Here is an 18,427-nt window from a genome sequence, read left to right on the forward strand (position 1 = left end):
GGGCGCATGAGCCGCGCGCCGTGTCCTCAACCTTCAGCGATCCCGCAGCGGCAAAGGCCGGGCGGGGCGGGTCGATCGAGACGCCATGAGTGATACGCAGGAAGCGCGTGAAACCCAGACGCCGCGCGGGACGCGCGAGCCGGGCGACGCGCGCAAGATCTATGTCCGGTCCTTCGGCTGCCAGATGAACGTCTATGACGCCCAGCGCATGACGGACACCATGGCCAAGGAAGGCTATGTCGAGACCGACACGCCGGATGACGCCGACCTGATCATCCTCAACACCTGCCATATCCGCGAGAAGGCGGCGGAAAAGGTGTATTCCGAGCTCGGCCGGCTGCGCGTGGCGCAGGAAGAGGCCGGCCGCACGCCGATGGTGGCGGTGGCCGGCTGCGTCGCCCAGGCCGAGGGCGCCGAGATCATCAAGCGCGCCCGCGTGGTCGACCTCGTGGTCGGTCCGCAGAGTTACCACAAGCTGCCGGAGCTGGTGGCGCTGGCGCAGGAAAGGCAGGGCCTTCCGAAGCGCGGCCATAATGCGCGTGGCATCGTCGAGACCGAGTTCCCGGTCGAGGACAAGTTCGACTTCCTCGCCCCGCCGACCCGGCAGGCGATCGCCAAGCGCGGGCCGACCGCCTTCGTCACCGTGCAGGAAGGCTGCGACAAGTTCTGCACCTTCTGCGTGGTGCCCTATACGCGCGGCGCCGAGGTGTCGCGCCCGCTCGCCAAGATTCTCGACGAGGTGAAGCGCCTCGCCGAGGGCGGGGTACGCGAGGTGACGCTGATCGGCCAGAACGTCAACGCCTATCACGGCCTCGACGCGCAGGGCCGCAGCGCCAATCTCGCCGAGCTGATGGCCCGCGTCGCCGAGGTGCCGGGCATCGCCCGCATCCGCTACACCACCAGCCACCCGCGCGACATGGACGACGAGCTGATCGCCGCCCATCGCGACATGCCCGCGCTGATGCCCTATCTGCACCTGCCGGTGCAGTCCGGCTCCGACCGCATCCTGGCGGCGATGAACCGCAAGCACGGGCGCGCGAGCTATTTCGAGCTGGTGGAGAAGGTGCGCGCCGCGCGGCCGGACATCGCCTTCTCCTCCGACTTCATCGTCGGCTTCCCCGGGGAGACCGACGCCGATTTCGCCGACACGCTCGATCTCGTGGAACGCGTCGGCTTCGCCGGCGCCTTCTCGTTCAAATATTCGCCGCGCCCCGGCACGCCGGCGGCGACCCTGGGCGAGCAGGTGCCCGAGGCGGCGATGAACGAGCGCATCTATGCGCTGCAGGCGCTGCTGGACAAGCAGAAGGCGGCCTTCGACGCCGCCTGCCGCGGCCGGCGCTTCGACATATTGCTGGAGAAGCCCGGCCGGCTGCCCGGCCAGCTGATCGGGCGCTCGCCCTATCTCCAATCCGTAGTGGTGCTGGCCCCGCGCGAGGCCATCGGTACGCTCGCCAGCGTGGTGATCCGCGACGTCAGCACCAAGAGTCTTTCCGGCGACATCGTCGCGGGCGAATTCTGGCCCGACGGCCTGCCGACCGGCGCGAATCAGGTGGGGCAGGGCGAAAAGCTGGAGGCGTGATGGTGCGGCGTGGGGGATCGGACACGGATCGGACGCTGGTGGCGCCCCGTACGGGGACGCGCGGGAGCGGGGCGACACCACAGGCCGCCTCGGCGGCCCGCTGGCTGACCCCCGACGCCGAGGCGTCGAACCAGATCGTGCTTGCCTTCGACGACAACCGGCTGGCGAGCCTGCTGTTCGGCCATTACGGCCAGAACCTCGCCACCATCGAGCGGCGGCTCGACATCGTCGCCGAGCAGCGCGGCAACCATGTCACCCTCGAAGGCCCGCGCGAGGCCTGCGACCAGGCGCGCCATGTGCTGGAGACGCTCTATGCCCGGCTGAAGAAGGGCGGCGAGATCGCCCCCGGCGATGTCGAGGGCGTGCTGCGCGAGGCGGCCTCGCAGGGCTTCCTGTTCGATTTCGACCCGGCGACCAAGAAGCAGAGCTTCGACGAGATCCAGCTGCGCCGCCGCCCGGTGCGCGCCCGCACGCTGGCGCAGGACGCCTATATCCGCGCGCTGAAGCGGCAGACGCTGGTGTTCGGCGTTGGCCCGGCCGGCACCGGCAAGACCTGGCTGGCGGTGGCCTATGCGGTGCACCTGCTGGAGCGGCGGGTGGTGGACAAGCTGATCCTGTCGCGCCCGGCGGTGGAGGCGGGCGAGCGGCTCGGCTTCCTGCCCGGCGACATGAAGGAGAAGGTCGACCCCTATCTGCGCCCGATCTACGACGCGCTGCACGACCTGATGGACCGCAACTTCGTCGAGCGGGCGCTGACCTCCGGCGAGATCGAGATCGCGCCGCTGGCCTTCATGCGCGGGCGCACGCTGGCCAATGCCTGCGTCATCCTCGACGAGGCGCAGAACACCACCTCGATGCAGATGAAGATGTTCCTCACCCGCCTGGGCGAGAACTCGCACATGATCGTCACCGGCGACCCCAGCCAGATCGACCTGCCGCCCGGCCAGGTGTCGGGCCTCGGCGAGGCGGTGGCGCTGCTGAAGGACGTCGAGGGCGTCGAGGTGTGCCATTTCGAGGCTTCCGACGTGGTGCGCCACGAACTGGTGGGCCGCATCGTCGCCGCCTATGACGGCAAGGCGGCGGCCATTCGCCGGGCCGCCGCGCCGGCGCCGGCCGTGGAGGTGGCGCCGACACCCGCGGCGGAGCCGCCGCGATGAGCGAGGCCTCGCCCATCGAGGTCGACGTGCTGGCGACGGCGGATCCGTGGTCGGCGCAGCCCGGCGCCGCCGAGCGGGTGACGCAGGCGATCCGCGCCGCCCATGCCGGCGCCACGCAGGACTACGATCTCGGCATCGAGGCCGGCGAGGTGGCGGTGATGCTGACCGACGACGCCGGCATCCGCACGCTCAATCGCGACTGGCGCTCCAAGGACAAGGCGACAAACGTGCTATCATTCCCCACGCCGCAGGTGGCGCGGGAGGCCGGCGAACCCCATCTGGGCGACATCGCCATCGCCTATGAAACCGTCGCCCGCGAGGCGGCCGCCGAGGAGAAGAGCTTCGACGACCACCTGACGCATCTCGCCGTTCACGGCATGCTGCATCTGCTCGGCTTCGACCACGAGACGCCGGACGAGGCCGAGGAGATGGAAGCGATGGAGCGGCGGATCCTGTCCGGCCTCGGCATCGCCGATCCCTATGCCGAGACCGAACCCGTTCATCAAACCCGCTAGAAGGCCATGTCCGACCCTACCTCCAAGACGCCGCCCCCCGCCGACGCCAGCGATGGGCCAAGTACCGGGCCAAGTACCGGGCCAAGTATGAGCCCCGCCCCGCTTCCCGCCGAGCCGCGCGCCGGCGAGGGACGGGGGGGATTGCTCGACCGGCTGCGCCACCTGATCGGCGGCTGGCGCACCACCGGCTCGCTGCGCACCGATCTGGTCGAGGCGCTGGCGTCCAACGCCGATTTCACCGCCGATCTGTCCACGAGCGAGCGGGCGATGCTGAAAAGCATCCTAGAGCTGCGCGAGCGGCGGGTGGGCGATCTCATGGTGCCGCGCGCGGACATCGTCGCGGTGCAGAAGGACATCTCGCTCGGCGAATTGCTGGCGGTGTTCGCCGAGGCCGGCCATTCCCGCCTCGTGGTCTATGACGACACGCTCGACGATCCGGTGGGCATGGTGCACATCCGCGATCTCGTCACCTACCTGACCCAGCGGGCCATGTCCTCGCGCCCGCCCGCCGCGCTCGGCGGGGCACGGGAGACGACATCCCAGCCGGGCGACGGCAGGACGGGGGATGGCAGGACTGGGGACGGCAAGCCGGCGCTGGCCTTCAACCTGAAGGCCATCGATCTTTCCGCTTCGCTCAGCGCCGCGCGGCTGATCCGCCGGCTGCTGTTCGTGCCCCCGTCCATGCCGACGATCGAGCTGCTCGCCAGCATGCAGGCGAGCCGCATCCATCTCGCCCTCGTCATCGACGAATATGGCGGCACCGACGGCATCGTCTCGATGGAGGATCTCGTCGAGGAGATCGTCGGCGACATCGAGGACGAGCACGACGACGACGAGGCGCCGATGATCGCCCGCCAGCCGGACGGCAGCTATATCGCCGATGCCCGCGCCGGCCTCGACGAGGTGGCCGAGATGGTCGATCCCGCCTTCGCCACCGGCGAGGAGGCCGAGGAGGTCGACACGCTGGGCGGGCTCCTGGTGACGCTGGCCGGCCGCGTGCCGGTGCGCGGCGAGATCGTCTCCGGCCCCGGTCATTTCGAGATCGAGGTGCTCGACGCCGATCCGCGCCGCGTCAAGCGGCTGCGCATCTCGCTGGCCCGCGGCAACGGCCAGCCGCCGCGCGAGGCCGAGCCGGCGGAACGCGCCACCGCCTCCGCCAGCCTGCCGCCGCCGGCGCAGCCGCCCGGCGATCCTCGCACGGCGCTGCGCGGGCCCGATGCGGCGTGATCCGCTGCCCGCCGGCTCGGCGGGCCCGACGGACCGCCCGGCCGCCGACGCGGCCCGGCCGGGTCCGGCAGGACGCCTGACCGCCGTGCTGCGGGACGGCCCCTATGGATGGCGGGCGCTCATCGCGCTGGCCGCCGGCGCCGTCTCGGCGCTGGCGATGCCGCCCTTCGACCTGTGGCCGCTGATGGCGCTGACCCTGCCGGTGCTGGTGCTGCTGCTCGACGGGGTGCGGGCGCGCCACAAGCCGGCGCGCCTGGCGTTGCGGCCGGCCTTCGGCCTCGGCTGGTGCTTCGGCATGGGCTATTTCGTCGCCGGCCTGTGGTGGATCGGCGCCGCCTTCCTGGTGCAGGCGGACGATTTCGCCTGGCTGATGCCCTTCGCGGTGCTGGGGCTGCCGGCCTATCTCGCCCTCTATACCGGGCTCGGCGCCGCCGCCTGCATGCTGGTCTGGCCGCGCGGGCCGGCGCGCTTTCTCGGCTTCGCCGCGATCATGACGCTCGCCGAATGGTTGCGCGGCACGCTGCTGACCGGCTTCCCCTGGAACAATTTCGGCTATGCGCTCGGCAGCGACCTGAATTTCGCGCAGGCGAGCTCGGTGCTCGGCATTTCCGGGCTGTGCCTCGTCACCCTCGCCTGCCTCGCCAGCCCGGCGGCGCTGCTGGATCCGGCGCGCTCGGCCTGGCGGCGCCTCGGCCCGCCGCTCGCCGCCGCCGTGGTGCTGGCGGGCCTGTGGATCGGCGGCGCCTGGCGCCTCGCCCATGTCGAGGTCGGCACGGTACCGGGGGTGAAGCTGCGCCTCATGCAGCCCGACCTGCCGCAGGACCAGAAGTTCCGCTACGACGCCCGCCGCGACGTCATGGACCTTTACGTCGCCACCAGCGAGAGCGCCGGGGGCCTCGACGGCATCACGCATCTGTTCTGGCCGGAATCGGCGTTTCCCTTCTTCCTCGAACGCGAGCCGGAGGCGCTGGCGCGGCTGCGCGGCATGCTGCCCGCCGGCACGACGCTGGTCACCGGCGCCGGCCGGCTGGAGGAGCGGCCAAGCGGGCGCCCGCCGGCGGTCTATAACAGCCTGCTGGCGCTCGATTCGCAGGCGCGGACCATCGCCACCGCCGACAAGGTGCACCTCGTTCCGTTCGGCGAATATCTACCGTTCCAGGAAACGCTGGAGGCGCTCGGCCTGCAGCAGCTCACCCGGGTGCGCGGTGGATTTTCGGCGGCGCAGGCCCGCCAGCCGATGGAAATTTCGGGATTGCCCCCGGCTTTGCCGTTGATATGTTACGAAGCAATATTCCCATCCGAAATTGTATCGGCAAGCAAATCCTATGATCGACCCCGTCAAGGCCTGCTGCTGAACGTCAGTAATGACGCCTGGTTTGGTGAAACCCCCGGGCCATTCCAGCATTTCGAGCAGGCCCGGATGCGAGCGATCGAGGAAGGCCTTCCTTTGGTGCGCGCCACCAATAACGGCATTTCCGCCATCGTCGATCCGGTCGGTCGCGTGGTCGGCATGCTACCGCTAGGTGTGCGCGGCGTGCTTGACGGCGCACTGCCGCAAGCCCTCCCGCAAACCATTTATGCAAGTATCGGCAATTCTGTATCCAATGCCCTCCTCGCCTTGTGTCTGCTACTCGCCTTTGCATCGCAGCGAGGATATACACGCGGAGATTGATCGACGCGTGCGCCTAGTTTGCCTAGACTAGCTGACTTGATGGTTGCGCTTTCCCTGCCTGCGAAGGTTGGGAAGGTATTTTTTTGTCCCAATCGGGGAAGCCGATGACCAAGAAGTCTCCCAACCCAATCGACAAGCATGTTGGCAGCCGCGTGCGCATGCGCCGGATGATGATCAACATGAGTCAGGAGCGGTTGGGGGAAAGCTTGGGCATTACTTTCCAGCAGATCCAGAAATACGAGAAGGGCACCAACCGCATCGGCGCCAGCCGCCTGCAGCACATCTCCAGCGTGCTCGGCGTGCCGGTGGCCTTCTTCTTCGAAGGCGCGCCCAACCCGGTCGGCGCCGCGACCGGCCTCGCCGAGGAAGCCTCGCCGGCCTATGTCGCCGATTTTCTCGCCACCTCCGAAGGCCTCGCCCTCACCCGCGCCTTCACCCGCATCAGCGATCCCAAGGTGCGCCGGCGGATCGTCGACCTCGTGGAAACCCTCGCCGACCAGGGCGAAGGCTGATCGGCGGGCGGCCCGCCCTGTTCGTTTTTCCGAACAAATCCGACCGGAAAACTTGACCTGCCAGATCGCTGTTGCGAGAAAGGGGCAGCCGGACGTCTTCGCCGCGCCGGTGGTGAGATGAGGAGCCGAGGCGTGTCCCGACAAGACTATATCTTTACCAGCGAATCCGTTTCCGAAGGTCATCCCGACAAGGTCTGCGACCGCATTTCCGACGAAGTGGTCGATGCCTTCTTCCGCGAGGGCCCGAAGCTCGGCTGGGATCCGGGGCATCTGCGCGTCGCCTGCGAGACGCTGGCCACCACCAACCGCGTGGTCATCGCCGGCGAGACCCGCGGCCCGGCGACCCTCACCCGCGACTTCATCTCCCATATCGCCCGCCTCGCCATCAAGGACATCGGCTACGAGCAGGACGGCTTCCACTGGGAAGACGCCGACATCGAGGTGCTGCTGCACGCCCAGTCCGTCGACATCGCCCAGGGCGTCGATTCCGCCGGCAACAAGGATGAAGGCGCCGGCGATCAGGGCATCATGTTCGGCTATGCCTGCCGCGAGACGCCGGAGCTGATGCCGGCGCCGATCTACTACGCCCACCGCATCCTCAAGGTGCTGGCCAATGCCCGTCATTCCGGCGAGAGCTCGGTGCTCGGCCCCGACGCCAAGAGCCAGGTGAGCGTGCGCTATGAGGGCGGCAAGCCGGTCGAGGTGACGCAGATCGTGCTCTCGACCCAGCATCTCGACGCCGACCTGTCGTCGCACGACGTGCGCAACATCGTCGAGCCCTATATCCGCGCGGCGCTCCCCGAGAGCTGGATCACCAACGGCACCGTCTGGCACGTCAACCCGACCGGCAAGTTCGTCATCGGCGGGCCGGACGGCGATTGCGGCCTCACCGGCCGCAAGATCATCGTCGACACCTATGGCGGCGCGGCCCCGCATGGCGGCGGCGCCTTCTCCGGCAAGGACCCGACCAAGGTGGACCGCTCGGCCGCCTATGCCGCGCGCTACCTCGCCAAGAACGTGGTGGCGGCGGAGCTCGCCCAGCGCTGCACCATCCAGCTCGCCTACGCCATCGGCGTCTCCGATCCGCTCGCGGTCTATGTCGACCTGCACGGCACCGGCGAAGTCGACGAGGCGAAGCTCGAAAAGGTGCTGCGCGAGGTGATGAACCTGCGCCCGCGTGGCATTCGCGAGCATCTCGAGCTGAACAAGCCGATCTATGCCCGCACCGCCGCCTACGGCCATTTCGGCCGGGCGCCGGAAGAGGATGGCGGCTTCTCCTGGGAGCGCACCGACCTCGCGGCGGCGATCCGCGCCGCCGTGGCCTGAGCCGGCGCGCCGCTAGAGCCGGCAGGACGGAGCCGGCGAGGCTTGGCTGCCGAGACTTGGCCGCTGGGACTTGGCCACGCGGGCTTCCGGCTTGCGCCTTTTGCTTCCTGATCTTAATGCGGGGCGGATCTGCGGGTCCGCCCCGCTTCATTTTCGGTGACGCCCCATGACCAGCGCGGACGACGAGCACGCCCGCGATGCCGCGGCGCCCGGCACCGGCTTCTACGGCCGGCGCAAGGGCAAGCCGCTGCGCGCCCTCCAGAGCCAGCACCTCGCGCAGGAGCTGCCGCGGCTGCAGCTCGACCTCGCCACGCTCGGCGACGACCTCCACGCGCTGTTCCCGGTGCCGGTGACCTCGATCCGGCTGGAGATCGGCTTCGGCGGCGGCGAGCACCTGCTGGCCGAGGCGGCGCGGCATCCCGGCATCGGCTTTATCGGCGCCGAAGCCTTCGTGAACGGCGTCGCCAAGGCCACGGCCGGCATCGTCGAGGCCGGCCTCGCCAATGTGCGGCTCCATGGCGACGACGTGGTGCCATTGCTGGACAGGCTGCCGGCCGGGGCGCTGGAGCAGATCGACCTGCTCTATCCCGATCCCTGGCCGAAGCGCCGGCACTGGAAGCGCCGCTTCGTGCGGCCCGACAACCTCGATCGCTTCGCGCGCCTGCTGGCGCCGGGCGGGCATTTCCGCTTCGCCACCGATGTCGAGGACTATGCCGCCTGGACGCTGCGCCATCTCATCGCCGATGCCCGCTTCGACTGGACCGCGCGCGTCGCCGACGACTGGCGGCGCCCCTTCGCCGGCTGGCCGGGCACCCGCTACGAGGCCAAGGCGCTGCGCGAGGGGCGCACGCCCGGCTATTACGAGTTCCGGCGCATCTGATTACCGCATAAGGTGGAACCGCAACGGCCCGTCGGCGTTGTCGTCCAGCACAATGGCATGGCACAGGAGACAGGGATGGCCGATCCGAATCCGCAGGAAGACTTCTCCAAGCTCACCGCCGATCTGGCCGCCCTGCGCGAGGATGTCGCCAAGCTCGCCGAATCGCTGGCCACCCTCGCCAAGCAGGAAGGCGCCGCCGCGGCGGAAACCGTGCGGGAGAAGGTGCGCAGCGGCAAGGCGCAGGCGGAAGCCACCGCGGCCGGCCTGCTGGACGAGGGAGCGGCCGCCGTCGAGGACGCCAGGGCCTGCGCCTCGGCGCTCTGCCGCGACGCCAGCGGCGCCATCGAGCGCAATCCCTTCGCCGCCGTGGTGGCGGCGCTCGGCATCGGATTCGTCTTCGGCCTCATCTCGCGGAGCCGGTAATGCTCAAGCTGCTGTTCGGTCTCGTCGGCGCCGAGGTCAACTTCGCGCTGCGCCGCGCCGCGACGACCGGGCTGCTGCTGCTCCTCGGCGCGCTGCTACTCTGCGGCGCGCTGTTCGCGCTGATGGCGGCGCTGTTCATCGCGCTGGCCGAGGCCTATGACCCGCTGGTGGCGGCGCTGCTGATCGCCGCGCTCGCGCTGCTGGCGGGCATCGTGCTGCTGATCGTCGCCTATGCCCGGCTCAAGGCCCCGGCGCGGACGCCCGGCCTGCCGCTGGCCGGCCTGCGGGCAGCGGCGAATCGCCCTGTGGACCCGCTGGCTCCGCCGCCCCGCCCGCCCTTCGCCGCCCAGACGGTGGTGGGGATCGCCGCAGTTGCGGCGATCGTCGGCCTTATTCTTGGCCGACGCATCTGAAACTCTCGGTTTCGTGCGTGTCGCAGGCTGATTCCGCTCCCCGCCTGTCCTTGCAGGACCGGGGAAAAAGGAACAATCTGCCCGCAGGCATGTGGGGCTGCCCGGGTCTTCGCCCGGGCAAGGGGTCACGTCGGTTAGCAGCTATCTTGCAGGCGGCCCTTTGCGGGTAGCCGGCTTGCACGTAGCCAGTTGGGTAACGATTTGGTGGCAATCTGGGTTGTCGGCTGCCCGTTCGGTCGCGGCTGACCAAGCTTCGCCGCTGGAGGTTCTGGATTTGACGTTTCGTCGCTCGTCGCTGCGGCCGGGTGTGGCCGTACTCGCCCTGCTTACGGCCCTTGGCGGGGCGCATGCGGCCAAGGCCGAAGCGCCGTCGGCGGCGCTGATCGCCCGCTCCTCTCCGGCCGGCAATTATCTCGCCGCCCGCCTCGCCCTCGCCGAGCGCGATACCGGCGCCGCCGCCGCCTATTACCGGGCGCTGGTGAAGGTGTTCCCCCGCAACGGCGAGATCCTGGAACGCGCCTTCCTCACCCTGCTCGCCGACGGCTCGATCGACGAGGCGGTGGAGCTCGCCCAGCGCATCGTGCGCATCGACCCGGAGCATTCGCTCGCCCGGCTGGTGCTCGGCGTCAAGGCGATCAAGACCAAGCAATATGTCACCGCCCGCTCCAATCTGCGGCGGGCCGGCGACGGCGCCATCGCCGAGCTCAACTCGACCCTGCTCAGCGCCTGGGCGCAGTTCGGCTCCGGCAATGCCCGGCAGGCGGTCGCCGCCATCGACGCGCTGCAGGGGCCGGAATGGTATCAGGGCTTCAAGGCGCTGCATGCCGGGCTGATCCTCGACGCCGCCGGCCAGCGCAAGGAAGCCGGCCAGCGCCTCGAACAGGCGCTGAAGGTGGATCCGCGCTCGCTGCGCGTGGTCGACGCCTATGCCCGCTGGGCCTCGCGCAGCGGCAACAAGAAGCTCGCCGTCGAGACCTACGAGGCCTATGACAAGGTGGCGCCGGACGACCCGCTGGTCGCGCGGGCGATGGCGCAACTCGACGCCGGCAAGACCCTGCCGCCGCTCATCGACACCCCGCAGGCCGGGGCCGCCGAGGTGATGTACGGGCTGGGCGCCGCGCTCGGCCGCCAGGGCGGCGAGGACCTCGCCATGGTCTATCTCCAGCTCGGCCGCTGGCTCGACCCGTCGCATCCGCTGATCGAGGTGACGCTGGCCGACCTGTTCGAGAGCCTCAACAAGCATGACGAGGCGATCGCGCTGTTCCGCGCCGTACCGGCGGATTCGCCGCTGAAGCTGAATGCCGACATCCAGCTCGGCATCAACCTGAACGCCGCCGGCCAGAAGGACGAGGCGGAGAAGACGCTGGAAGAGGCGCTCGCCCGCAACCCCAAGGACCTGCGCGCCATGATGGCGCTCGGCGACGTGCTGCGCGCCAACGAGCAGTTCGAGAAGTCGGTCGAGGTCTACACCAAGGCGATCGACCATATCGGCACGCCGACCGACAAGAACTGGATGCTGTTCTACTTCCGCGGCATCGGCTACGAGCGCACCAAGCAGTGGGCCAAATCCGAGGCCGACCTGAAGAAGGCGCTGGAGCTGCGCCCCGACCAGCCGCATGTGCTGAACTATCTCGGCTATTCCTGGATCGACCAGGGCGTGAACCTCGACGAGGGCATGGAGATGATCCGCAAGGCGGTGACGCTCCGGCCGGATGACGGCTATTTCATCGACAGCCTCGGCTGGGCCTATTACCGCATCGGCAAATATGACGACGCGGTGCGCGAGCTCGAACGCGCCGTCGAGCTGAAGCCGAACGAGGCGGTGATCAACGATCATCTCGGCGACGCCTATTGGAAGGTCGGGCGGCACCTGGAGGCGCGGTTCAAGTGGAACCACGCCCGCGACCTCAACCCCGAGCCGGCCGACCTCGCCAAGATCGAGCGCAAGATCGCCGTCGGGCTCGACGAGGCGCAGAAGACCGAGGCGGCGCAGAACAACGCGACGACGGAGAAGCCCGTCGCTCCGCCGGCCGCCGAGAAGCCGGCCGGCCAGGGCGGCTGATCGGGCCCACCCTCCCCCGCACGGTCCGCCCGGCGCGGCCGTTTTCACCGAGACTCATGTTTCGCCGGCCAGCCCTCTGGCCGGCGAAATCATGTCGGGAAGGGCGAAGGGCAGGCGGAAGCAGCCCCGGGGCGGGGACCGCCGGGCCGCGACGTGGCGAGGGAAGTATGTCGGGAGCGGAGTCCCGCTCGGGACGCCCGCCGCCGGCGGGGCCTCGCCGGCGCGGCAGGCCGGCGGACATGGGGCGCGCAGGGGCCATCACCCCTCGGGGGGCCGAAACCCTCGGCGTGGCCGGGGCGCTCAGTGGACGCTGTCGATCTGCGCCGTCTTGGTGCTGCCGGCCGAGCCGTTGCGCGAACGCTCGACCAGGCGGGTGCGGCCGCTGCCGCCGCGCTTGAACTCGCACCACATCTGGTCGAAGCCGGCGAGATTGCCGCGGAAGGAATCCGCCGCCGTCTTCTCGAGCTCGAAACAGGGCTGATAGGCGACGCCCTTCAGCTTGGCACACACCTTCTCTGGCGTGGCCCGCACCGTGCCGGGCGGCAGGGTGACGTAGCGGGCATTGCCCTTGCCGCGCACCTGGATGGTGCCGGCCACCGAGCCATCCTTCAGCACCCGGCCGGAACCGACCGTGCCCTCATAGCAGCTGTAGGAAAAGGTGCGCCCCATCACGAAGCGCTCGGCAGCCTGCGGCGACAGCGTCTCGGCCGAAGCGACCGACGACATTCCGGCGGCGCCGGCGGCCAGCGCCGCAGCCGACAGCAGAACGGTGGTGATCCGCATCCGAAGCCTTCCCATCCGATAAGGTGCCCCCAAGCCCCGGGAGAACCGTCGCGTCACGATGCGTCGCAAGGGCCGGATCCCGCAAGGGCCCGGCCGGAACCGGGCACCGCAAGGGGTCACGCAGCGTCCGACCTGTTGCAGGATTGCTACGCCGTCCCGGTCGCCGACCTCGCCGCACCCGTGCCACGCACCGGGCCAGCATGTGCCGGCGATGGTTAACAGCTCGCCAACGCGACCCCGCCGGCGCACCCGGCGGCGCGCGTCTCAGGCGGCGGCGGGGTGGCGGCGCTCGGCCACCGGGCGCTCGACGATGGGCAGGTTGATCACCGCCGAGGCGAAGGACAGCGCCACCGACAGCCACCAGACGAGATCGTAGGAACCGAGCCGCTCATAGAGCAGACCGCCCAGCCACACGCCGAGGAAGCCGCCGACCTGATGGCTGAAGAAGGCGAAGCCATAGAGCATGGCGAGATAGCGGGTGCCGAACATCAGCATGACGAGGCCGGAGGTCGGCGGCACGGTGGACAGCCACAACAGCCCGATGGCGATGCCGAAGCCGATGGAGGTGACGGGGCTCGCCGGCAGCAGGATGAAGGCGATGATGACGACGCCGCGGGCGAAATAGATCCACGCCAGCAGCAGCCGGCGCGAGACGCGGGCCGACAGCCAGCCCGAGGAGAGCGAGCCGACCATGTTCGCAAGGCCGATCACCGCCAGCGTCCAGCCGCCGATGGTGATGGAGAGGCCGCGATCGGTGAGATAGGCCGGCAGATGGGTGGTGACGAAGGCGAGCTGGAAGCCGCAGGTGAAGAAACCCAGCACCAGGAACACATAGCTCGGATGGCGGAAGGCCTGGCCGAGCGCGGCTCGAATAGTCTGCTTCGGCTCGGCGCTGGCGACCGCCACCCGCGCGGGGCTCATCAGCGCCACGGCCAGCGGCATCACCATCAGCATGGCGCCGCCGAAGACGATCAGCGTCTCCTGCCAGCCGACGCTGCCGATCAGCCCGGCGGCGAGCGGCGGGAACAGGAACTGGCCGAAGGAGCCCGCCGCCGTGCCGGCGCCGAAAGCCATGGGCCGCCAGCGATCCGGCAGCATCTTGCCGAAGGCGGCGAGCACGATGTTGAAGGAGCAGCCCGACAGGCCGAAGCCGACGATGACGCCGGCGGAGAGATGCAGCAGACCCGGCGTCGAGGCATAGGCCATCAGCGCGAGGCCGGCGGCATAGAGCAGCGCGCCGGCGCACAGCACGCGGGCGACGCCGAAGCGGTCGGCGATGGCGCCGGCGAAGGGGGTGCCGAGGCCCCAGAGCAGGTTCTGGATGGCGATGGCGAGGCCGAACGTGTCGCGCCCCCAGCCGAATTCATGCGTCATCGGCAGCAGGAAGATGCCGGAAGACGCGCGCGGCCCGAAGGTGAGCATGGCGATCAGGCAGCCGCACAGCACGATGATGAGCGGCGCGCGATGCGTCATGCCGGCAGCGGGAGACGGGGAGGCGGACATGCGATCATCCCGGCGATGAAGGGGAAGGCGCAAATTACAGCCCTGTCGCGGGCGATAGAAACGAATAATTTTCCGGTCGGTCATCAGCAAAATAGATGGATCGCGATTGCCCCACCAGCTCGAATCCGTGTCGTGCCGCCAATCCACGGCGGTTCGCGGCCCTGTGCGGGCGAGGCGATAAAGCGCTCCGACCGGCGAAGGTCGCATTTGCCGGCGCGGCCAAGGTGTGGGATGGCTCGGTGCGTCCGACAGTCCTTCCCGGCTGGCGTCACCGTCCCGAAGCCGCCATGCCGCGCGATGCGCCCCGCATGGCCTCCGCCTGCCGGCGGGTGGCTTGCGCCGGTGGCCGCAGGCGGGCGGGACGGCCGTCGTGCCCTCCTTCGACAGGTTCCTTGCGCATCATGGCCTCCAATGCGGCCGGCCGCCCCGACGCTGCCGCCATCCCGCTCTCCGCCTATGGGCATCTCCTCACCATCTATCTCGTCTGGGGCGCGTCCTATCTGGCGGTGAAGATCTGCATCTCCGGCCCGGCGGCGATCACCGTGCCGCAGCTGCAATCCACCCGCATGTGGGGGGCGGCGCTGCTGATCGGCCTGGTGGCGCTGGTCCGCAGCCGGAGGGTGCCGCGGCTGACCTGGCGCGACCTCGGCCTCTGCGCCGCCAGCGGCGTGCTGATGTGGGTCGGCGGCAACGGCCTCGCCACCCTCGCCTCGCGCCACGCCACCTCCAGCTTCATCGTCATGGCGATGGGCGCCATTCCGCTGTGGAGCTGCCTCATCGAGCTGATCATCGCCCGCACGCTGCCGGCGCGCCAGGTGATGCTGGGGCTGGCGCTGGGGCTCGCCGGGCTGTTCCTGGTGGTGGCGCCGACGCTGCTCGGCACCCATGCGACGATCATCGAGCCGGGCTATGCCGGCTTCACCGTGCTGCTCGTCGTCGGCGCCGGACTGAGCTGGTCGCTCGGCACCATCGTGCAGCGGCCGCTGATGAAGAGCATGCGGCCGGAATGGGCGGCGACGCTGCAACTTCTCGCCGCCGCGCTGGTGCTGTCGGTGATCGCGGCCGGCGAGCACGCGCCGCTGCCGGGCGCGCCGAGCCTCTCGCAATGGCTGGCCTTCGGCTTCCTGATCGTGTTCGCCTCGGTGATCGGGCTGACCTCCTACATAAGGGTGATCGCCGCCTTCAGCCCGGTGATCGCCTCCACCTTCGCCTATGTGAACCCGATCGTCGGCGTGCTGCTCGGCTGGATCCTGCTCGGCGAGGAGATCGCGCCGGTATCGCTGGCGGGCCTCGCCGTGGTGCTGGCCAGCATCGCCATCGTCCTGCGGCGGCGCTGAGAGGCCTCAGCCCACCGCCCGCAGATGCCGGATCGGCCGGCCGGGGGTCATCGCCTGCGCGGCGCGCACGATGCCCTGCGCGTCGATGCCGTAATGGCGGTAGAGATCGGCCAGCGTGCCGGTCTGGCCGAAGCGCTCCACCCCCAGCGCCCGCACCCGGTGGCCCTGCACGGCGCCGAGCCAGCCCAGCGTCGCCGGGTGGCCGTCAATGACGGTGACGAGGGCGCAGTGGCCGGGCACCTCGGCCAGGAGCCGCTCGACATGCGCCTCCCCCGCTTCGCCGCGCTCGCGCAGGCGCTGGGCGCCGGTCCAGGCGGCGTGCAGCCGGTCGGCGGAGGTGACGGCGAGCAGGCCGACATCGCGGCGGTCCTCGGCGATCAGCCCGACCGCCTCGATCGCCTCCGGCGCCAGCGCGCCCGCATAGGCGACGACCACCTGCGCGTTCGGCCCCGGCCGGCGCAGCCAGTAGCCGCCGGCGACGATGTCGGCGGCCAGCGCCTCGTCCATGGCGCGGCGCGGCTGCTCGATGGTGCGGGTGGACAGGCGCAGATAGGCGGCGCCGCCCTGCGCGTCCATGAGGCCGTTCGCCTCGGGCGTCGCCGGGCCGGTGCGCTGCATGTAGTCGAAGGCGAAGCGCAGGATCACCGCCAGCTCGTCGACGAAGGCCGGTTCGAAGCTGGCGAGCCCGTCCTGCGCCATGCCGATCAGCGGCGTGGCGATCGACTGGTGCGCGCCGCCCTCCGGCGCCAGCGCCACCCCCGACGGCGTGGCGGCGAGGAGGAAGCGGGCGTCCTGGTAGCAGGCATAGTTCAGCGCATCGAGGCCGCGCTCGATGAACGGGTCGTAGAGCGTGCCAACGGGAAGCAGCCGCTCGCCGAACAGCGAATGCGACAGGCCGAGCGCCGAGAGCATGAGGAACAGGTTCATCTCGGCGATGCCAAGCTCCATGTGCTGGCCCTTGGGCGAGAACTCCCAGTTGAAGGTGGAGGGGATGCGCTCCTTGCGGAAAGTGTCGGCCATCTCCTCGCGAGCGAACAGGCCGCGCCGGTTCACGAAGGCGCCGAGATTGGTGGAGACCGTCACATCCGGCGAGGTGGTGACGACGCGGTCGGCGAAGGCGTCGTCGCGCTTGGCGATCTCGTGCATCAACAGGCCGAAGCCCTGCTGCGTCGACATTGCCGGCTGCAGGGCGACGTCGAGGCGCGGCGGCAGCGCCAGCGCCGGCGCCTCATGGCGGCGGGTGCCCTTGGCGTTGAAGGGGGCGGCGTCGAGGAAGGCCCTGAGCCGCTCCGGCGGCAGGACGAGGCCCTCGAACGGCTCCCATTCGTGGCCGGGGCGGATGGCGTGCCGCTGGCGCAGATCCTCCAGCTGTGCCGGGGTCATCAGCCCGGCATGGTTGTCCTTGTGGCCGGCCAGCGGCAGGCCGTAGCCCTTGATGGTGTAGGCGATGAAGCAGACCGGCCGGTCGTGCTGGCGCGCGGCCTCGAAGGCGGCGGTGAGCGAGGGCAGGTCATGGCCGCCGAGATTGGTCATCAGCCGCGCCAGCTCCTCGTCGGAGCGGCGCTCGATCAATGCGGTGACGGCGCCCTGGTCGCCGATCTCGTCGTTGAGGCGCTTGCGCCAGGCCTTGCCGCCCTGGAAGGTCAGCGCGGCATAGAGCTGGTTCGGGCAGGTATCGATGAAGCGCCGCAGCGCCTCGCCGCCCGGCTCGGCGAAGGCGGCCTCGAGCAGGCGGCCGTATTTCAGGATCACCACGTCCCAGCCGAAATTGCGGAAGATCGATTCGACGCGCTCCCACAAGCCCTCGCGCACCACAGCGTCGAGGCTCTGGCGGTTGTAGTCGACGATCCACCAGCAATTGCGCAGGCCGTGCTTCCAGCCCTCGAGCAGGGCCTCGAAGATGTTGCCCTCGTCCATCTCGGCATCGCCGACCAGGGCGACCATCTTGCCCTCCGGCAGCTTGCCGAGGCCCTTGGCGGTGAGGAAATCCTGCACCAGCGAGGCGAACAGCGTCTGGGCGACGCCGAGGCCGACCGAGCCGGTGGAGAAATCGACGTCGTCCACGTCCTTGGTGCGCGAGGGATAGGACTGCGCGCCCTTGTAGCCGCGGAAATTCTCCAGCTTCTCGCGGCTCTGATGGCCGAACAGGTACTGGATGGCGTGGAACACCGGGCTGGCATGCGGCTTCACCGCCACCCGGTCCTGCGGCCGGAGTGCCCTGAAATAGAGCGCCGCCATGATGGTGGCGAGCGAGGCCGAGGACGCCTGGTGGCCGCCCACCTTCAGCCCGTCGACGTTCGGCCGCACATGGTTGGCGTTGTGGATGGTCCACGTCGCCAGCCACAGCAGCTTCCTCTCCAGCTCCGCGAGTTCCGCTTCCGCCCGTTCCCCGGGAATCTCCCGGCCTTCCACCTGTCGCGCGGCCATTCTTTCTCTCCGGCATGCCGATGAATGAGAGTACGCCCGCTCAAGACGCGGTTGCAGCTATTCCCTGGCGCGCGGGGACGCCATAATGGCTGGATGTGCTGATTTTTGCCTCGAATGTGGCTGGATATGACCGAGATCGCCCTCGACACCATCGACCGCCGGATACTCGCGGCGCTGCAGGAAGACGCGCATGCCACCATGGAGCAGCTGAGCGCGCGGGTCGGGCTGTCGCCCTCGCCCTGCGCGCGGCGGGTGCGCCAATTGGAGGCCGCAGGGGTGATCAGGCGCTATGTCGCGGTGCTCGACCAGGACAAGGTCGGCCTGCCGATCAGCGTCTTCGCCTCGATCAAGCTGGAGCGCCAGCGCGAGGAGGAGCTCGACCGCTTCGCCAAGGCGATCATGCGCTGGCCGGAAATCGTCGAGTGCTACCTGATGACCGGGCAGCGCGACTACCTCTTGCGCATCGTGGTGAAGGACCTGCCGGCCTATGAGGCCTTCCTCAAGCGCACGCTGACAAGGCTGGAGGGCGTCGCCTCGATCGAATCGAGCTTCGCGCTCGGCCAGGTGAAGCACGCGCAGGGACTGCCGGTCGGGGAATGAGGCGCGGCGGT

At 69.6% G+C, this 18,427-nt stretch carries 16 protein-coding genes; 13 read left to right on the plus strand and 3 right to left on the minus strand.

Going from position 1 to position 18,427, the window contains the following annotated elements; all coding sequences use genetic code 11:
* The first annotated feature begins 85 nt into the window (after positions 1-85).
* The 11 genes from miaB (at position 86) to KHC19_RS15305 (ending at position 11,766) form a co-directional block, all read left to right on the plus strand.
* A complete protein-coding gene (gene miaB / locus KHC19_RS15255; protein ID WP_213353229.1) occupies positions 86-1,579 on the plus strand; it encodes a tRNA (N6-isopentenyl adenosine(37)-C2)-methylthiotransferase MiaB in 1,494 nt (497 codons plus the stop codon).
* A 38-nt stretch (positions 1,580-1,617) separates the two neighbouring features.
* The gene (locus KHC19_RS15260) at positions 1,618-2,736 is read left to right on the plus strand and encodes a PhoH family protein (protein ID WP_378295869.1); all 1,119 of its coding nucleotides are present in this window, start codon (positions 1,618-1,620) and stop codon (positions 2,734-2,736) included.
* Positions 2,733-3,251: an rRNA maturation RNase YbeY gene (ybeY, locus tag KHC19_RS15265; protein WP_213353231.1), complete on the plus strand. Its 519-nt coding sequence runs from the start codon at positions 2,733-2,735 to the stop codon at positions 3,249-3,251. Before KHC19_RS15260 ends, ybeY begins: the two co-directional genes overlap by 4 nt.
* 87 nt (positions 3,252-3,338) lie before the next feature.
* Positions 3,339-4,478, plus strand: a complete 1,140-nt coding sequence (locus KHC19_RS15270; RefSeq protein ID WP_417281959.1) for a hemolysin family protein — start codon at positions 3,339-3,341, stop codon at positions 4,476-4,478.
* Complete coding sequence (gene lnt, locus KHC19_RS15275; protein WP_213353233.1) at positions 4,468-6,150, plus strand: apolipoprotein N-acyltransferase; 1,683 nt, start codon at positions 4,468-4,470, stop codon at positions 6,148-6,150. Before KHC19_RS15270 ends, lnt begins: the two co-directional genes overlap by 11 nt.
* Positions 6,151-6,254: 104 nt before the next feature.
* Entirely contained in the window at positions 6,255-6,662 is a 408-nt protein-coding gene (locus KHC19_RS15280; RefSeq protein ID WP_213353234.1) for a helix-turn-helix domain-containing protein, read from the plus strand.
* 132 nt (positions 6,663-6,794) lie between these two features.
* Positions 6,795-7,988: a methionine adenosyltransferase gene (gene metK, locus KHC19_RS15285; protein ID WP_213353235.1), complete on the plus strand. Its 1,194-nt coding sequence runs from the start codon at positions 6,795-6,797 to the stop codon at positions 7,986-7,988.
* A 166-nt stretch (positions 7,989-8,154) separates the two neighbouring features.
* On the plus strand, positions 8,155-8,868 hold the full coding sequence (gene trmB, locus KHC19_RS15290; RefSeq protein WP_213353236.1) for a tRNA (guanine(46)-N(7))-methyltransferase TrmB: 714 nt from the start codon (positions 8,155-8,157) through the stop codon (positions 8,866-8,868).
* Between the two features lie 75 nt (positions 8,869-8,943).
* Positions 8,944-9,291 (plus strand): DUF883 family protein, encoded by a 348-nt coding sequence (locus tag KHC19_RS15295; protein WP_213353237.1) that lies wholly within the window; start codon positions 8,944-8,946, stop codon positions 9,289-9,291.
* Positions 9,291-9,704 (plus strand): phage holin family protein, encoded by a 414-nt coding sequence (locus KHC19_RS15300; protein ID WP_213353238.1) that lies wholly within the window; start codon positions 9,291-9,293, stop codon positions 9,702-9,704. The genes KHC19_RS15295 and KHC19_RS15300 overlap by 1 nt, the downstream gene beginning before the upstream one ends.
* A gap of 274 nt (positions 9,705-9,978) precedes the next feature.
* Complete coding sequence (locus KHC19_RS15305; RefSeq protein WP_246548937.1) at positions 9,979-11,766, plus strand: tetratricopeptide repeat protein; 1,788 nt, start codon at positions 9,979-9,981, stop codon at positions 11,764-11,766.
* Between the two features lie 300 nt (positions 11,767-12,066).
* On the opposite strand, the gene KHC19_RS15310 is transcribed toward KHC19_RS15305, so the two are convergent.
* Complete coding sequence (locus KHC19_RS15310; protein ID WP_213353239.1) at positions 12,067-12,549, minus strand: hypothetical protein; 483 nt, start codon at positions 12,547-12,549, stop codon at positions 12,067-12,069.
* Positions 12,550-12,813: 264 nt separating this feature from the next.
* Positions 12,814-14,052 (minus strand): MFS transporter, encoded by a 1,239-nt coding sequence (locus KHC19_RS15315; RefSeq protein WP_213353240.1) that lies wholly within the window; start codon positions 14,050-14,052, stop codon positions 12,814-12,816.
* Positions 14,053-14,453: 401 nt separating this feature from the next.
* On the opposite strand from KHC19_RS15315, the gene KHC19_RS15320 reads away from it, so the two are divergent.
* Positions 14,454-15,389 carry a DMT family transporter gene (locus KHC19_RS15320; protein ID WP_213353241.1) on the plus strand — a complete coding sequence of 312 codons (936 nt, stop codon included), beginning with the start codon at positions 14,454-14,456 and terminating at the stop codon, positions 15,387-15,389.
* A 6-nt stretch (positions 15,390-15,395) separates the two neighbouring features.
* Here KHC19_RS15320 and KHC19_RS15325 read toward each other — a convergent pair whose 3' ends face one another.
* Positions 15,396-17,816, minus strand: coding sequence for a transketolase (locus tag KHC19_RS15325; RefSeq protein WP_213353242.1), 2,421 nt, complete (start codon positions 17,814-17,816; stop codon positions 15,396-15,398).
* Positions 17,817-17,942: 126 nt separating this feature from the next.
* Here KHC19_RS15325 and KHC19_RS15330 point away from each other — a divergent pair, with 126 nt between their 5' ends.
* Positions 17,943-18,416, plus strand: a complete 474-nt coding sequence (locus KHC19_RS15330; protein WP_213353243.1) for an Lrp/AsnC family transcriptional regulator — start codon at positions 17,943-17,945, stop codon at positions 18,414-18,416.
* Positions 18,417-18,427 lie beyond the last annotated feature (11 nt).

The sequence above is a fragment of the Ancylobacter oerskovii genome, from assembly GCF_018390555.1.
Taxonomy (GTDB): domain Bacteria; phylum Pseudomonadota; class Alphaproteobacteria; order Rhizobiales; family Xanthobacteraceae; genus Ancylobacter; species Ancylobacter oerskovii.

Excerpts from the sequence above, each read along its gene's own strand:
- KHC19_RS15325 (WP_213353242.1), bottom strand. The coding sequence starts at position 17,816 with ATGGCCGCGCGACAGGTGGAAGGCCGGGAGATTCCCGGGGAACGGGCG.
- miaB (WP_213353229.1), top strand. The coding sequence starts at position 86 with ATGAGTGATACGCAGGAAGCGCGTGAAACCCAGACGCCGCGCGGGACG.
- KHC19_RS15320 (WP_213353241.1), top strand. The coding sequence starts at position 14,454 with ATGGCCTCCAATGCGGCCGGCCGCCCCGACGCTGCCGCCATCCCGCTC.
- KHC19_RS15330 (WP_213353243.1), top strand. The coding sequence starts at position 17,943 with ATGACCGAGATCGCCCTCGACACCATCGACCGCCGGATACTCGCGGCG.
- KHC19_RS15270 (WP_417281959.1), top strand. The coding sequence starts at position 3,339 with ATGAGCCCCGCCCCGCTTCCCGCCGAGCCGCGCGCCGGCGAGGGACGG.
- KHC19_RS15310 (WP_213353239.1), bottom strand. The coding sequence starts at position 12,549 with ATGCGGATCACCACCGTTCTGCTGTCGGCTGCGGCGCTGGCCGCCGGC.
- KHC19_RS15295 (WP_213353237.1), top strand. The coding sequence starts at position 8,944 with ATGGCCGATCCGAATCCGCAGGAAGACTTCTCCAAGCTCACCGCCGAT.
- KHC19_RS15315 (WP_213353240.1), bottom strand. The coding sequence starts at position 14,052 with ATGTCCGCCTCCCCGTCTCCCGCTGCCGGCATGACGCATCGCGCGCCG.
- KHC19_RS15300 (WP_213353238.1), top strand. The coding sequence starts at position 9,291 with ATGCTCAAGCTGCTGTTCGGTCTCGTCGGCGCCGAGGTCAACTTCGCG.
- trmB (WP_213353236.1), top strand. The coding sequence starts at position 8,155 with ATGACCAGCGCGGACGACGAGCACGCCCGCGATGCCGCGGCGCCCGGC.
- ybeY (WP_213353231.1), top strand. The coding sequence starts at position 2,733 with ATGAGCGAGGCCTCGCCCATCGAGGTCGACGTGCTGGCGACGGCGGAT.
- lnt (WP_213353233.1), top strand. The coding sequence starts at position 4,468 with ATGCGGCGTGATCCGCTGCCCGCCGGCTCGGCGGGCCCGACGGACCGC.
- KHC19_RS15280 (WP_213353234.1), top strand. The coding sequence starts at position 6,255 with ATGACCAAGAAGTCTCCCAACCCAATCGACAAGCATGTTGGCAGCCGC.